The following is a 16173-nucleotide window of genomic DNA, read 5'->3' on the forward strand; positions in this document are numbered from 1 at the left end:
TAAGGAGGTACACAGAATGATTAAGAAAATAACGATTGATGGTATGAGTTGTGAGCACTGTGTAAATCATGTTACAGAGGCTTTAAAAGAACTTAACGGTGTTGTAAAAGTAGAAGTTAGTTTAGCTTCCAATAATGCAATCATTGAGACATCCCAGGATGTTAAAGATGGGGATATCAAATCTTCCATTGATGAAGCAGGATATGAGGTTACAGGAATAGACGTTTTATAATATAAATCTAATTTGGTTGCTAATAAAAATATAGTAAAGATTGTTGGAAGAACTATTATGTTTTCAAAGAATAGTGGTTCTTCCAATTTTTTAATTTAAAGGGAAATTCATCATATGAGATAAAAGCCTGACCCAGCAAGATATCATTTTGATGTATGGAATTGTGTTGCAAATTAATTAATTATTTCAGTTAATGGACGAAGAATAAACATATATCCTACATACTAAAATTCTATAATTATATCGAATCAAGATAATAAATATCATTAATATAAAAAGAAAAATGATACGATAGATATTTTTCATCAAAATATGAAGGAGGAATTAGGGTGAAAGCCAGGAGTTTGAAAATACATCAAACGAATATGTACTGTCAAAAATGTTTTAATAATGCAATTATTGCGATTTCTGCGATCGATAATATTAAGTCACTTGATATTGATATGGTGAATAAAAATATAAATATTATTTATAAAGATAGTACTTTAGATAATGAAAGAATACGTAATATGATTAATAAAGCTATAACAACGGGACACCTATAATTAATAAAAATAGTAATATGGATTGATTTATTGAAATGGTTTCTGGAAAATCAATTTTTACTGTTAATGAAGCAATACAATTGCTTTTGAATAAATAGCTAAATATATAATGGTATAAATAATTATTTAAATGATTTATATAAATAAAATCATATTCAAGGAGAAAATGCCATGGATATTAATGAAAAAATAAAAAGAAGATATAATCGGATAGCAAGTGTTTACGACATTTTTGAACAGCCGATGGAACTTATGTTATTTAAGAAATGGAGAACTGAGGTTTTAAGTTCATTAAATGGAAAATGCCTGGAAGTTGGTGTAGGTACTGGAAAAAATATTCCATTTTATCCGGATGGCATAGATATGACAGCCATTGATTTTAGTGAAAAAATGCTTGAAAAGGCAAAAGATAAGGCTAATGTATTGAAAAAAAATATAGAATTTTTTCATATGGATGTTCAAAATATGGATTTTAAGGATAATACATTTGATAATGTATTTACTACTTGTGTATTTTGTTCGGTACCAGACCCGGTTAAGGGGTTGATGGAGATAAAGAGAGTATGCAAACCAGATGGAAAAATTATTATGATTGAACATGTCAGGAGTGAGATAAAAGTAATTGGCCTAATAATGGATGTACTTAATCCGATTACTGTTAATCTCTATGGTGCTAATATTAACAGGAAAACAGTGGACAATGTTAGAAAGGCAGGGTTTGTAAAAGTTAAAATTACGAATCTCGCTGGAGACATAGTTAAAAAAATTGAAATTAGTAATATGAAATAAAAATCTATTGTGTTACTTTTGTATTACAATAAAATTGTACTTCTAGGTCAAACTAAACGAAATCAAAGTTGGTTACTTTGAATTTATTTATCAAAGAGCTAAAGTTATCTATTACATTATATAAATGATAAATAGCACTTTTATATATAGGATCTGAACTCGTTGTAGTATGGGAATATAATTGGGGACATGTTCAATTTGGTGATTTATTACTGAAAGTTGCGTAATCTAAATTATCTATTATTTAAATAAAAATAAAAATTAATATGGGGTTAGAATGAGAGAAAAATTAACTGATGCAGAGCTAAATATCATGAATGTGCTCTGGAAGCATAATGGTAGATTATCTGCCGCAAGAATATTCGATGAAATTGTGTGTCAAACCGGATGGCATCGTAACACTGTGTATACACACATTAATAAGTGCATTAAAAGGGGAGCAATAGAAAGATATGGAACCAGATTTATGTGCAAAGCACTAGTAAATCGTGAAGAAGTCCAGAAAAGGGAAATTTCTGATTTAGTTATAAAATTGTTTGAAGGGTCATATGAAAATTTTATTGTGACTGCAGTCAAAGCTCAAAAATCCTTTGCTAAATAAAGAAAGAGATGCAATGAGGGAAGAAAATGGAGATGAAATAAAAAATAGTTTTATAGTTAATACTAATAAAGGCATTTTAGATAAATTAAGTATATGTATGCATTGCTAAAAATCTGTGATACGGCATCATAATATTATAACAATATTAATAGTTAATAAGTAAAATATAGGTACATCCATCTAATAAGTAATTCTTATATAGATAACGGCTATACACTTAGTTGTTAGCCAAGTTTCAGTAAAAATCATTAGTACCACAGCATCTAAATGTATAGTAACGATAATATGAAAGGAGACGTATGGTTATTGTTTTAATTAATCATACATGTTAATATGAAAAATAAAATAGTTGTATTCGTCTTTGTACTCTTAATGATGAGTTTTCTTGTTTCTTGCCAACAACGTAAAAATGAGGATAAAGTGATAGTTTCTTCGTTTAAAGACTTATTAGACACTATACCAGAAAACGTTAAAGCAGATGACATATATGGTGGTTGGGCACTGACCGCACCAGATGGTGATGAAAGATTTATTTGGAGCAAAGATTACAGTAAAAGTCCATATCATGATGTGTTGATAGAATTTGACTCAAAACCTTTTGTAGATGCTGGACTTGTTATAAGTAAATTGCCAACGAACATTGTACTTAATAATAAAATAATGGTCGGTGTAAAACTAAGTAATGAAAAACTAACATACAATGGTGAGGCAACTCCTTTAGACTCATTTAAAAAATTCATTGAAATAAAACCAAATCAGATAGTATATCATTCTGAATTAGATCATTATGGAGTTAACCTAGAAAACGGTAATATATTCAGTTGGGCTAAAAATATGCTTAATAATGATTCTGATATTCAGTTTTTGTTAGATCCCCAAATGTTAATTGATGCCGGAGTTGACCCCATGAAAGTAACAGGCTGGGAATATAAAAAAAATACAGTCATAGATTCAAACGGTACTAAGACTGATATTTATAAGTTCATAAAAAGTTTTAATCTTAAATGAGTACGTTTCTGATAATATTGTTCAGTTTAGTGTGGTTTGGGGAGTAGTATAGAGAACTCTACTACTTTCCCCAAAATGCCTCATCAAAAAATGAAAATATGACTTACTACTCACGAAATAATTTTATGGGTTCTATTTAAAAATATAATGGAGGTATGGTTTTAATTATATATTTATCGTCGCCAGCTCTGTGTTAGGTTTAACACCACTGAAAGAATAACCAAATCGGCTTCAATTAACTATAGGGAAAGGTGGGGTAGGGAAGACCACTGTGGCTTGTGGGCTGGCAGAAAAAGGAGTAAAAGTTCATCTAGCTACAACAGATCCGGTAGCTCATTTGAAATATGTTATGAAAGAAAACTCTTTGATAACTATGAGTCATAAAGATGAGCAGGCAGAGCTGATTAAGTATCAGAGTGAAGTCCTGGAAAAAGCAAGAAAAGTTATGTCAGAAGAAGATATCGCTTATGTAGAAGAGGATCTTCGCTCACCTTGTACGCAGGAAATTGCTGTATTTAGGGCTTTTGACAGATAGTAGAAAAAGCTGAAAATGAGACGGTAATTATCGATACAGCACCAACTGGCCATACATTACTATTATTGGATTCAACACAAAGCTATCATCGAGAAATTGAACGAACACGAGGTGATATTCCGGAATCTGTTGAAAAGCTATTGCCAAGACTTTGTAATTCAGATGAAACAGAAGTTATAATCGTTACTTTAGCTGAGCAACACCTATTTATGAAGCCCTAAGACTAGAAGAAGATCTAAATCGTGCTAACATAGCGGTGAACTGGTGGATTATTAATGCATCATTTTATTATACTAACACGTCAAATGAAATGCTGTTAGCAAAAGCAGAGCATGAGGTAGAATGGATTAAACGCATTGATAATTATACAAAAGGTAAATTTGCAGCTATTGATTGGAAGTCAACTGAAGTTAATGAAAGCCAATAGTGTCATTTTATAAACTAAGTAAATTAATAAAGCTGATAATGAATGACCGCATTCTCTATTTAATGTGGTCTTTTGTTTTAGAGTCTATTTTTATCTTATGCAGTTGTTTTAATAGGCGTTATATTTTCAATATAATTGTGCAGGAAAGAAGATTTTTATGTTTACATTAAATAAATACCTAAAGTCTATTCTGATTTACTAGATTTAATATACATAATATTTCAAAACTAGACAGAAAATAGTAATTAGTGCTATAATATGGTAGGAAATATATACTATAGTGAATACATATTGTTTATTATTTTCTTAAACCGCGAAATACTAAAATGATTTTATTAATTTTCAATTATATTTTGGTTGATAAAAACTGTTCTTATTATAACAATAATGGGTAGTTGAATAAGGAGTACAAATATCCATAATATGCTTCCCGGAACATAGATATAATTATGAAGTCAAAACAAGTGGAGTATATAATGCTACTAAAAGGAGATAAGACGATGAAAGCAAGTATATTTCGTAAATTTATTCACGTTTTTGCAATTGTATCTATAATAGGAATGGTAGGTTATTTCCTGCCAGCACCATCATCATATGCGAATACTATTTATCATGACTTTATATTTCCAATTGCAATAGGTTATATCTTGTCATATGTTTTTTTTATAATGACAGTTTTAATACCGATAGAATATAGGAAACAAAGTGTAAGAAAAAATATAGATTTAACTGAATATGAAGTTTCAAATAAATTATTTTCTGTTTTCAATATTATTTTTGATAACGTTATGTATCAAAAACAAATTAAGGCAGGGACTCTTATAAAAGAGGATATAAAACTTGCTTTGCAAAATAAATGTTTACATAAGGAATATATTAAACCAGATGGGTATGCTGAAAAATTTATTGCTATCGGGGAAAAACTAGAAAATATTTCTAAGGAATTAGAGTCTTTGATTTCTCAAGTTTTGATAATTAATGAATTCCTCTCTGAAGATGAAATTAATATTTTCTTTAGTATTAGAAAGAAGCTATCTGTATATGATTTTTATCTAGACAAAAAATTGTATTTTTCACCCTATGAAGCTAAACATCAAAACATATCATATATGAGCGATAATTACTATGAATTATATCTGTTATATGTAAGAGTTCAACAGATAGTATATAAAAACAACCTAAATATTAGGGATATATATTTTGATAAAATACAGTACTTATATTATTCAAAACAATTTGATAAAGTTATTGGCTTAATAAAGAAAGATTCAATCGTGTTACAATCTCAAGATAAAGTTTGGGTCCGCCAATATTATATGCTGGCAAAGTATCAAATTGGAGATAAAACGGAAGCATATAATATATTGATTTCATTATTACATGAAGATCTAGATATTGTTTCATGGAGAAGTATTTTTTTAGATATGTATGACGATGAAGTGAATACCATTTTATCTAATAATTGTAAAAAACAACTTATAAAAAAAATGTTTGATATGCTAGAGAATGAAAAACAAACATATGAATTATTTAGAAATTGCAATCAATACATAATGGATAATTATTGACAACCTTGTAGTAGATTTATATTTTAAATGTGGCCTGTATTCTACTGAATTTTCTTCTTATTATGCTTATTAAGTCATAAACAATATAGATTAGGAATCTCGCTTATAATTGGAGTTATGTAAATATTTAGATTATATGAAAGCAGGAAAGAATCATGAAATTGGAGATAGATGAACTACAAATCAGGCAATTTATTCGGGTCAACGGAGTTGATATTTATGAGTTATGTCCATGTGGTTCTGGTAAAAAATATAAGTGGTGTTGCAAGGCAGCACCACTTGAATGTAAAACTCAAAACGATTTAAAACAAATATATCATAATTTAAAAAATGAGGTGTGGAATCGCAGAAAGTGGAAAATTCAAAAATGCCATTGGGCAGGATGTACAAATGACACTCAGCGATGTCACTCAATTCAGAACAATAGGTTTCTAAATCAAATCTTTGATGTAAATAAAAACGTATATCATTTTATACCCATAGGGACATTGGAAAACGAAAGTGTTGAGTTAAAAGGTGAAACGGTATCTTTGGCTAGTACCTTTAATGGATTTTGTAATATCCATGATAGGGAGTTGTTTGAAGTTATTGAAGCTAACAATCTTATGACTTTTTCACAAGAACAACAGTATGCGCTTGCCTATAGAAACTTTTATTACATGCTTACAAAAAAAGAAGTAACTCAGCAAATAATTACCAAAACCTCATTAAGAGGGGCACCATGTTATTATCAAAAAGACTTTGTTCCACATTCTTCGGATCAAGCCCAAACAGCAGTAGATCTAATATTGGATTTAAGAAAAAATCAAATATTATACCAAGAATTGAGCGAAATTATAGCTGATATTGAAACAAATTATGAGACAACTAAGCATATATGGCAAATAAGAAATCAAGTATTAATTTGTAATTCCATTAGGACTTTGAGAGTTCGGAATCCTCATTTTTGTTTTCAAACTGTTCGAGAATATCTTTGCAAAGATGAAATTGACCAACTGTATAGCAATTCAACAATATCTAGTTTTCAAGACAAACGTTACAACCAAATATCAACAATTGTTTTACCAGATATTCCAACAAGCCAAATTACGGTATTTTTCGCAATCAGTTGCAGGCACAGCACCCAATCTCCACTTGATTTTTTACGTCGAGTAAATCAATGCTCAGATCAAGAGCTTGTTGACATTCTAAATAATATTGTCGTAGATGCTTATGAGGAGCTATATTTATCTAAAGAAAATTTTTTTAATAAATTTACACCTGATGAGCAATCTATTATCCAAGGTTTATTTACACAGCGAACATATGAATCAAATTCCGTAACGTTAATTGATGATATATTGTCTAAACCAAAATTTGACCTTATAAGACTACAAGCACAGTAATATATGGACTTCTTAAGTTTATATCAACTTTAAGTCAGTGGTATTTTACTTTACTCCGCATTTACCCATAATAATGAAGTTTATATAATTTAAGATTATATTCGTAAGCCATGATATTCAATTGAACATCATGGCTAGAGGATTGGAATTTACAGCAGCTTGTAACTGATTCTCATCAACATGTGTTCAGATCTCCATTGTTACAATACTTTCATGTCCGTGAAGTTATTTTAAAGATCGGATGTCTACGCGACCACATTTATACATTAAAGTAGCTACGGTATTTCTAAATTTATGTGCAGGCAAACCATCTGGATTTATTCCGGCAGAAAGAATATCTTTTTACCTATGTTTGTATAATAAATCAGCTGTTTTGAACAATAGATAATAAAAATAATTAGAGTAAAGAAGATGAGTACGGAGGAGTTTGAAATTGGATTGATACGTAGTTAACTTCCCATAAGTCCCCATTATATAAACTTTATTCAGGAGAAATTCAAATGATGATTAATATTGATTTTAAGAGTATTAGAGCATATGATGGCAGCCAACAAAACGGTTTTGAAGAATTAGTATGCCAACTTGCAAGATTGGATCCACCCCAAAATGCAAAATCCTTTATTAGAAAAGAAGGAGCTGGAGGAGATGCAGGTGTAGAATGCTTTTGGATCTGTACTGATGGAACAGAATTGGCATGGCAGGCAAAATATTTTACCGAAGCATTGGATACGAGTCAGTGGAGCCAAATTGATGAATCCGTACAGAATGCGATACAGAAGCACCCTAATATAAGAAAATACTTTATATGTGTGCCAAGAGATAGAACAGATAGCAGAAGAAAGAATAAGAAGGGTGAACCAGTGGTAACTTCACTGGACACATGGAATTCATATAAGGAAAAGTGGGAAAAGAAAGCTATTGAAAGGGGAAATGAAATAGAATTTATATATTGGGGGAAGAGCGAGTTAGTTGATATTCTTCAGAAAGATGATCCTATATATACTGGTAAGATACTCTATTGGTTTGATGCAGCGGTGGTTACAAGTGAAAAATTTAGAAGTATCGCTATGAATGCTAAAACATGTTTAGGAGAGCGTTTCACCCCTGAAAATCACGTAGAACTTCCGGTTATGAAGATGCTTACATGTATTGATAGAGCATCCGAATGGAGAGGTGAAATTAGAAACATTGTCTCTGAAATCTATCGCTGTAGAAAAGACATTGAGTCAATAACTAAGTGCAATGTGTTTAAGACTGAAAAGGAGCAAACTCTCATAGAGCTCATAGAAAAATATGATAGATTTGTTAATGATATAATAGAATTTAAAGATAATGATGCTTTGCTTTCTCGCATTTCAGTGTATTGCGACCAAATTATAGTGTTAACTAATATCTTAAATGATTTAAGTGACTTTATTTATAATATAAATGTTAAGGAACCAGAGACACGAAATGATAGGGCTGATATCAATCGTCAAATTAATAGTATTAACAACGTTCTCTATCAATACGATGAGTTATTTAAAAACGAGAAACTTCAAGCGGGAAAATTGAGACGTTTATTAATAACTGGAGAAGCAGGTAGTGGGAAGTCACATCTATTATGTGATTTTGTATTGAGGAGAATAGATAATGCATTACCTACAGTTTTTTTGTTAGGGGAGCATTATCATGGCGGTGATCCAATTCGTTTTCTAGCTGAAACATTAGATTTGTTAAATCATAGTAATTCGAGTGTTCTAGGTGCCTTGGAAACGTTAGGTGTGACATATAAAACCAATACCCTTATTGTAATTGACGCAATTAATGAAGGGAATTATAGAAGAGACTGGTATTCTTACATACATAAATTTATTTTAGATCTTCAGTCATTTGAACATATTGCGGTTATTTTCAGTTGCCGTAATACTTATACAGATTTTATTATCCCGGATGTAGTTTTAAAAAACACCCCTAAAATAGTACACAGAGGTTTTGAAGGATTTGAAAAAAGAGCTGCTTTAAAATATTTAAGTAAGCATGATATCAGTATACCTGCAGTCCCTTTTCTGGCTCCAGAATTTAGCAACCCACTTTTTCTTAAAATAACTTGTAAGACGCTGAAGGATAGTGGATTTAAAGAATTTCCCAAAGGTCTGCAAGGGTATAATAATCTGTTTGGATTCTATCTTGACAGCATTCAAGATGTGGTAAGAAGGGATAAAGGAGTATATAGAACAGATATAGTTCGAAGTGCAGTATCTGAAATGGTGAATAAACTTTATCCAGATAGGCTTTGGGGCATCCCTGTTAATGAAGCAGAAAAGATAATCAATCGATATGACAGCGGAAACAATGGAGAGCGGACCTTATTTGATATTTTAATTAGTGAGGGACTTTTTTCATTTGATATTGATATAAGTAGAGATGGGATTAAGACTGAAATAATAAGATTTACGTATGAGAGATTTAGTGATTTTGCGATTGCCAATGCTATTGTTGCAAACTGTAAGAATGAAGAAGAATTTCAAAAACTAATAAATGAGGATCTAACTCTTAAAGCTATAATTGATGATTTTCAATATTGGGGAATTGTAAAAGCTCTTGGCATTGCTGTCCCTGAAAAATTTCATCGAGAGCTACTTGATTTTTTGAAATTTGATAAAAATAATGATTGGAAATACGAGCAATATTTGGAGGGTACATTTCTTGATGGAATATTATTACGTTCAAAAGATTCGATTAGTGATAACTCCTTAAATTATTTAAATAAAGTGCGTCCTACCTCTTTTGATAACATGGCATTGGATACATTATTATCACTATCGACTGAACCTGGGCACCCTTGGAATGCAGATTTTCTGGATAAAAACTTATTTAAACGATTATTAGCAGAACGGGATCGTCTTTGGACTACATATATATCTACACATGATTATTCAGAAGGTGATGGTGAGAAAGAGTCGCCAATCAGGACAATTATTAATTGGGTTAATCATGAAAATCTGGGGAAAGTAGAGCATGAGCGTCTGCGTTTGGTTGCGATTGTGTTACTTTGGACAAGTTCATCTTCGAAGCGAATGTTGAGACAGTCAGCAATAAAAGCACTAGCAAAAGTTTTTTCACGAATACCTTATGAGATTTCTGGTTTTCTTAGTAAATATTCCGGATTAAATGATTCATATGTAGTAAATGGCCTATTTGCAGCAGCATATGGAGCAATAGTAAATTTGCCGGATAAGATTAGTGTTGACGAGATTGTTAGAAGTGTAATTGAACATCAATTTACTGAGAATGTTAAAAATCCGCATTTGTTGACTCGGGATTATGCCAGAGGTATTATTGAATATGCTTATAATAAAAAGGGGTATGTGATTGAGAATATTGATGAATTTCGTCCACCATATAAAAGTACCTGGCCGTTGGAGAACCCATTACCTTCTGAAATCGATGCATTGGATGTAGAGCATTCTTCAATAAAAAGCTCAGTTCAAGGGTTTTTAAATGATTTTGGAAATTATATCATGAACGAGGTTACGGACTGGACAGCAACCAATCTGTCAGAGCCTAGACCAAAGACATGCTATGAGTTTAATGTTGATTTTGCTGAAAGCCTCCCAAAGGAACTAAACAATGAGTATATGGAAATTTTGAATAAAAGAGTAGTAGAGGAAGAGGCCAGGGGGCTAAAAACAAGAACATGGATAAATAGCCTGCTCGGAGATAAAGAGGATTTGTTAAGTTTATTTCAGGAAGGTGAAGACAAATTAGATGATCGAGAGATGGATTTTGATAATGTGGATGATCGTGAGGAAAATTCTCAAGAAAAATTCAATGAAGAATCCTGCTTTGACATATTTCGTAATAAAATTGACGAAATAAATCGAGAATATTTAAGATGGCTATGCCATGAAGGTGTTACAGATCGTAATGCAAAATTTGATTTGGAATGGGCTAAACGATGGGTGATAAAGAGAGCTTATACATTAGGTTGGACCTCGAAATTGTTTAAAGAATTTGAAAGAATTTATTGTGGGGACGCATATAGAAGAAATGGGGGACTAATAGAAAGGATCGGGAAGAAATATCAATGGATTGCTTACTATGAATTGTTAGAACATTTATCAGGTAACTTATACTTTAATGATAGAGGTTACGAAGATGTCGATGATAGTAAGTTTTGGGGACCATGGCAGATTAATGTCAGGGAAATGGACCCTACTTATTGGTTTGAAGCTAAAAAGGATATTTGTTATGATGATATAGTAAATCGTTGGTGGCGACCATACTATTTTAATTTTGATTCTGAAGATTTAGCAGAGCAAAAAAAGTGGCTATGTGATGAAATGTCATTGCCTGACTTCCAGAAGATAATTTGTACAGTCGAGCCGGGAACAGATATCCAATGGTTAACCTTACGTTCTTTTTGTGATTGGAAAATAAAAGCTTTAATTGATGATGATAAACACGGCGAACCTGCACTATGGTATAGAATCAATACTTGTATAATCAATCAGCGAGATTTTAATTCATATAGGACTTATTTGTCCGGAAGATGGTTGGGGGATCCAAATATAATTTATGTTCCAAATACAGGTAATCAACGGTTTTGGGGAGAGTATCCGTGGCATCCAAGCTATGATAATATAGTTGATTGGTTGGCATATGATAATGGTCCGGAATGTAAATATCATGTTCCGCTATATGAGTATGAGTTTTCAACAAGTAGATTTGATCACATGGAAGATGAAACATCATCATTTTATATGCCATCCAAAAAGATTATTGAAGAAATGGGGCTGACTAACAATAAAGAAAATCCTGGAGAATGGATGAAGGATAATATCGCTGTTTTTAGAGATCCAAGTCTGGATGTTAATACTCAGCCATGTGCCTTGTTTGAAAAGAAAGCTTTTTGTGAATGGCTAAATAAAAACGACTATGTATTAATATGGCTTATTGGCGGAGAAAAACAGTTATTCTCTCCACATGTTACGAAATTCTTTGGACGTTTGAATTATAATTATTTATATTGTATGGATGGCAAAGGAAATATTAATAGTGACACATGGATCGAACAGGAGGCACCGCGTGGAAATCGATGATGCTGGTTGGTTTTATTAGAGTGATTATAAAATACTAACGTGTAGATTACTATATAGTTAAACCGTTGTTAGAAAGGTGCAAGATGCATGCTCTTATCGTATTTTCAGAATCATGTAGATACTGAGAAGTAATTTCTAAGTAGATATAATAAAAAGCTGATACGAGGTCCGTTTCCTATGAGGAAATGGCGGTCTTTTCGGAGGTGTTTAGTATTGGATATAAGCAGACATTTGTGTTGCTGGATGGTAATGAAATAAAGATGATAAGTAGATAAGGAGGGAATGATATTGCAGGAAGACACAATACCCAAGGTTTTCATTTCATACTCTTGGAGTAGTGATGTACAGGTGCTAGAATTGGCTCAGCGCTTAGTTTCTCATGGAATTAATGTTGTTATTGATAAATGGGATTTAAAAGAAGGTCAGGACAAGTATGCATTTATGGAACGCTGTGTTAATGAGTCTGAGATTACAAAGGTTCTTATTATCTGTGACAAAGCATATGCTCAAAAGGCTAATAATCGTACCGGAGGAGTAGGAGATGAGACTGTAATTATTTCTAGCGAAATCTACGGGAATATAAAGCAAGAAAAATTTATTCCCGTTATTGCAGAAAAGGATGAAGAAGGAAAACCATATGTTCCAACATATATAAAGACAAGGATATACATTGATCTTTCTGATCCTGATACATATGAGGAGGAATATGAAAAACTTCTTCGGAATGTTTATGAAAAACCGCAATTCATGAGACCAAAGTTAGGAAAAAGACCGGAATGGATTGATGAGGAAAAAACAGATTTTTTTCCGTTAAAGGATTTGATTCGTCAAATACGTGGAAGTAATACGGACAATAAACGGAAAAATTGTATATCCAGGTTTCAATCTGCTTACATTGAAGTTTTGAAGGTATATTTTGAAAAAGGTGCTGCACCTGAACGAATGTACGAAATATTTTTAAATACCAAGCCAATTAGGGATATTTTTTTGGATTTTGTGGAGGTGATTGCAGAGACAGAGTCAGATTATGCAGAGATATTAGCTGAGTGTTTTGAAGCGATGTATAACCAGTTGACCTGTATCAAAACATTTGATCCAAATGCGGGTTCAGTTTCTGATAATGACTTGGATGTATTTAAAAATCATGTGTGGGAATTATTTATTTGTGTTATTGCGTTTATGCGTCATGTTAAAGATTATATGGCGATAAATGTAATTCTTACATATACATATTTTCTAGAAACAAGCGTATTTGGAGGTAGCATCAAGCAGAATAATTATACGGCTTTTAGGCATCATAGTCATGTTGTTGAGGAGTGTTATAAGCCAAAAACGGAAATGAAGAATAAATATACTCTTATGGGTGATACCATTTGCAATCAGCGAGAAAAACTTCCAATTTATTCAGGAGAGGCAATTGCAGAGGCAGACTTGTTTCTCTATCAGGTTTGTAATGCATATGATTTAGCAGATAGTGAACAAAGCTGGCATTGCGCTTATTGGTTCCCAACGTGCTATGTTTATACTAAGAGTATGCCTATTGAATGGGGCAAAATGAAATCTCGTAGATATTGCGAAAAAATGATGATATTGTTCGGAGTAGATAGTCTCGATGATTTAAAAGCAGTTGTCAGAAAATGTGCATTTGATGACAAGATGAAGTATTCTGGCAGTTGGGACGCAGCACCGGCAATATTAAATTGTATTAAGGTTGAAGATATAGGTACGCTAAGCTGAACCGTGTATATTGAGGGTGAAATTACAGTGGACTTAATAACAGAGAAAGAAGAAGGAACATTCCTGATTCTATTTAAACGGAATGGATAAGTTTTAAATCTTACATCTAATTATTTTTACAACAATGTGCATCGGAGAAGTATTATGTACGAAGAAGAAAGCAATCATATACATCAATAACCGTCGAGACCTTCTGATGACCTATCTGGTAGATGGTCGATGCAACCTGAGCAACAACTTCAGCGAAACTGCAACCATACGCCAGTAACGGTAGGTCGAAGAAATGGCTCTTTTCAGACACCCAGGAAGGAGTAACAGCTAATACACTCTATCTCACCATCGTAGAGATGGTAAAGTTATATGGACTAAATCTATATAAATATCTGAAGCTCGTGCTAAAGGAACTAAAGCACGGACATATCAGATAGTGAATTAGCAAAGTTTGCACCTTAGAATGAAACAATCCAAAAGCTATGCAAGATAAAGATTGAGTAAAATGCTCGTATTCGGAATAATTTTTAGGTATACTCTTAAATTATGTGCCTACATTATCAGTGATGTTTAACAATAAACTAAAACTTACTCTTAATAAAAGAAATTGCTATTCTATTATTAGAAAACGAGGCAGGTTAAAATTGACCTGCCTCGTTTCAAGAGATATGCTCTTAGTCCATCAAGTCTGTATGGATGCTATTGCAGTAGTTGTGCTAACAATAGTTAGGAAATCAGCACTGTCTTGTAGGTGGCGTTAATGTTTTTGTTAGGTAAAAACGCTAATCTTACTTTCAAATCACAACTTCTTATGCCTTTTATATCTTGTAAAGCTATAAATATTAGTCCCCTTTTTTCAGCTTCCAACTCGTTTTTATATGAGGTTAGTTTGTGATAAAGAGATTCCTGAGGATTAATAACTGAAATCAATTTAGTTAAATCATAAACTAGACTATTGAATAATTGATCATCGACGGATTCCAGAAAATTGATAATAGAATTTTTAACAGTAATAGAAATGTTTTCACTAGACTCAGATATGCTAGGGGTTTCATTTTTAAGCTGAGCAATATCAATATTAAAAGTATCAGCCAAATTTACTAAGAAATTATTTGTAATAGGAGTCTTGCGGTTTTCAATTTTGGAAATGTAAGCATGGCTGACACCAAGTTTATCAGCAAATTGCTTTTGAGTAAGTTTTAAATGAATTCTTAAGTTCCTTATTCTTCTGTGCATATTATTCACCTCAAGTTAAATATTACCAACTAAAGGGATAATAGTAAATGTTATTATTATACAAAATACGACAATAAAAATAAGTAATTTGAATTACATAATTACCAATAAAGCATTTGATAAATATTTTTCTAACTCCTTAATTAAGAGATTACTCAATCACGCTTTTTTTTTATTAACTGACTGTTGCGTATTATGCTTATCTTCATTAATTAATTGATTTTTATAATTTTCAAGCTCCTCACGAATTTCTATATTTGAGGAATTAATAAGTGAATCTATGGGATTAGGTTTCTGATAAGTAGTATTATTTCGTTGTTCCTTATATAATCCTATCATTTGTCCAATAATAAACTCTTTATTTTCATCTGCTAACCTTTTATAATAAGTTAATACTTTTTTATCTTCTTCTGATAAAATCTCTATATTATTTTTACTATTTATGTCTAAATTTAAAAGAGTATCAGCAGATACATTATAAAATTTACATATACTTGCAAAGGTTTGCAAATCAGGAATGCGCACATCCTTTTCATAATTAGATAAAACCTTATTACTTATACCCAGTTTATTAGCTACAGTCTTTTGCATTAAACCTAAATTTTCTCTTAATTCACGCAGATAATGTCCTAATCTCACCATAATGCCTCCTATATCAAAATAATTATAATATATAATTAAGCATTTTTGTTAAAATCTGCAAAAATGGACTTTTCGGCATTGACAATTACCTTTACGTGGATTAAAATGAACATAACAAGGATATTTCCTTGCTTGTTCCTTGAAAATTCCATAAAAGTGTTCTCTTACGTTCCTCCGTGAGACAGACTGTGATGTTCGAATAACGATTTTATGGTTTGCTCTCAATGTGCCCTAAAGGCTAAGCGATGACTGACCACGCCACGACCACCTGCAGCTGGTAATACGACTGTAAATAAGATAATATCAAAGGTGCCAAGCGAGAAATGGTTCAGTAAAGACAGGAATTGGTTACCTGTTCGCCATGACCACCGGAGGAGATAATGATACTTCTGT

13 protein-coding genes are annotated in these 16173 nt (G+C 31.9%); 11 read left to right on the plus strand and 2 right to left on the minus strand.

The window, feature by feature from the left end; all coding sequences use genetic code 11:
• The first annotated feature begins 16 nt into the window (after positions 1-16).
• The 11 genes from bsdcttw_RS07605 to bsdcttw_RS07650 all read left to right on the plus strand — a co-directional run bounded on the left by bsdcttw_RS07605 (position 17) and on the right by bsdcttw_RS07650 (position 13911).
• On the plus strand, positions 17-232 hold the full coding sequence (locus bsdcttw_RS07605; RefSeq protein ID WP_185258781.1) for a heavy-metal-associated domain-containing protein: 216 nt from the start codon (positions 17-19) through the stop codon (positions 230-232).
• A gap of 329 nt (positions 233-561) precedes the next feature.
• A complete protein-coding gene (locus tag bsdcttw_RS07610) occupies positions 562-777 on the plus strand; it encodes a cation transporter (protein WP_185258782.1) in 216 nt (71 codons plus the stop codon).
• A 171-nt stretch (positions 778-948) separates the two neighbouring features.
• The gene (locus bsdcttw_RS07615) at positions 949-1566 is read left to right on the plus strand and encodes a class I SAM-dependent methyltransferase (protein ID WP_185258783.1); all 618 of its coding nucleotides are present in this window, start codon (positions 949-951) and stop codon (positions 1564-1566) included.
• 277 nt (positions 1567-1843) lie between these two features.
• Complete coding sequence (locus bsdcttw_RS07620; protein WP_185258784.1) at positions 1844-2167, plus strand: BlaI/MecI/CopY family transcriptional regulator; 324 nt, start codon at positions 1844-1846, stop codon at positions 2165-2167.
• 333 nt (positions 2168-2500) lie between these two features.
• A complete protein-coding gene (locus tag bsdcttw_RS07625; RefSeq protein WP_185258785.1) occupies positions 2501-3175 on the plus strand; it encodes a hypothetical protein in 675 nt (224 codons plus the stop codon).
• A gap of 271 nt (positions 3176-3446) precedes the next feature.
• Entirely contained in the window at positions 3447-3710 is a 264-nt protein-coding gene (locus tag bsdcttw_RS25310) for a hypothetical protein (protein WP_334297350.1), read from the plus strand.
• A gap of 29 nt (positions 3711-3739) precedes the next feature.
• On the plus strand, positions 3740-3931 hold the full coding sequence (locus bsdcttw_RS25385) for a hypothetical protein (protein ID WP_334297352.1): 192 nt from the start codon (positions 3740-3742) through the stop codon (positions 3929-3931).
• A 706-nt stretch (positions 3932-4637) separates the two neighbouring features.
• A complete protein-coding gene (locus tag bsdcttw_RS07635; RefSeq protein ID WP_185258786.1) occupies positions 4638-5705 on the plus strand; it encodes a hypothetical protein in 1068 nt (355 codons plus the stop codon).
• 155 nt (positions 5706-5860) lie between these two features.
• Complete coding sequence (locus bsdcttw_RS07640) at positions 5861-7090, plus strand: SEC-C domain-containing protein (RefSeq protein ID WP_185258787.1); 1230 nt, start codon at positions 5861-5863, stop codon at positions 7088-7090.
• Positions 7091-7590: 500 nt separating this feature from the next.
• Positions 7591-12174: an NACHT domain-containing protein gene (locus bsdcttw_RS07645; protein WP_185258788.1), complete on the plus strand. Its 4584-nt coding sequence runs from the start codon at positions 7591-7593 to the stop codon at positions 12172-12174.
• A gap of 282 nt (positions 12175-12456) precedes the next feature.
• Positions 12457-13911 carry a toll/interleukin-1 receptor domain-containing protein gene (locus bsdcttw_RS07650; protein ID WP_225903815.1) on the plus strand — a complete coding sequence of 485 codons (1455 nt, stop codon included), beginning with the start codon at positions 12457-12459 and terminating at the stop codon, positions 13909-13911.
• A 717-nt stretch (positions 13912-14628) separates the two neighbouring features.
• Here bsdcttw_RS07650 and bsdcttw_RS07655 read toward each other — a convergent pair.
• Positions 14629-15138 (minus strand): helix-turn-helix domain-containing protein, encoded by a 510-nt coding sequence (locus bsdcttw_RS07655; protein ID WP_185258790.1) that lies wholly within the window; start codon positions 15136-15138, stop codon positions 14629-14631.
• A gap of 159 nt (positions 15139-15297) precedes the next feature.
• Positions 15298-15780 (minus strand): helix-turn-helix domain-containing protein, encoded by a 483-nt coding sequence (locus tag bsdcttw_RS07660; RefSeq protein ID WP_185258791.1) that lies wholly within the window; start codon positions 15778-15780, stop codon positions 15298-15300.
• Positions 15781-16173: the final 393 nt, after the last annotated feature.

Source organism: Anaerocolumna chitinilytica, from assembly GCF_014218355.1.
Lineage (GTDB): Bacteria > Bacillota > Clostridia > Lachnospirales > Lachnospiraceae > Anaerocolumna > Anaerocolumna chitinilytica.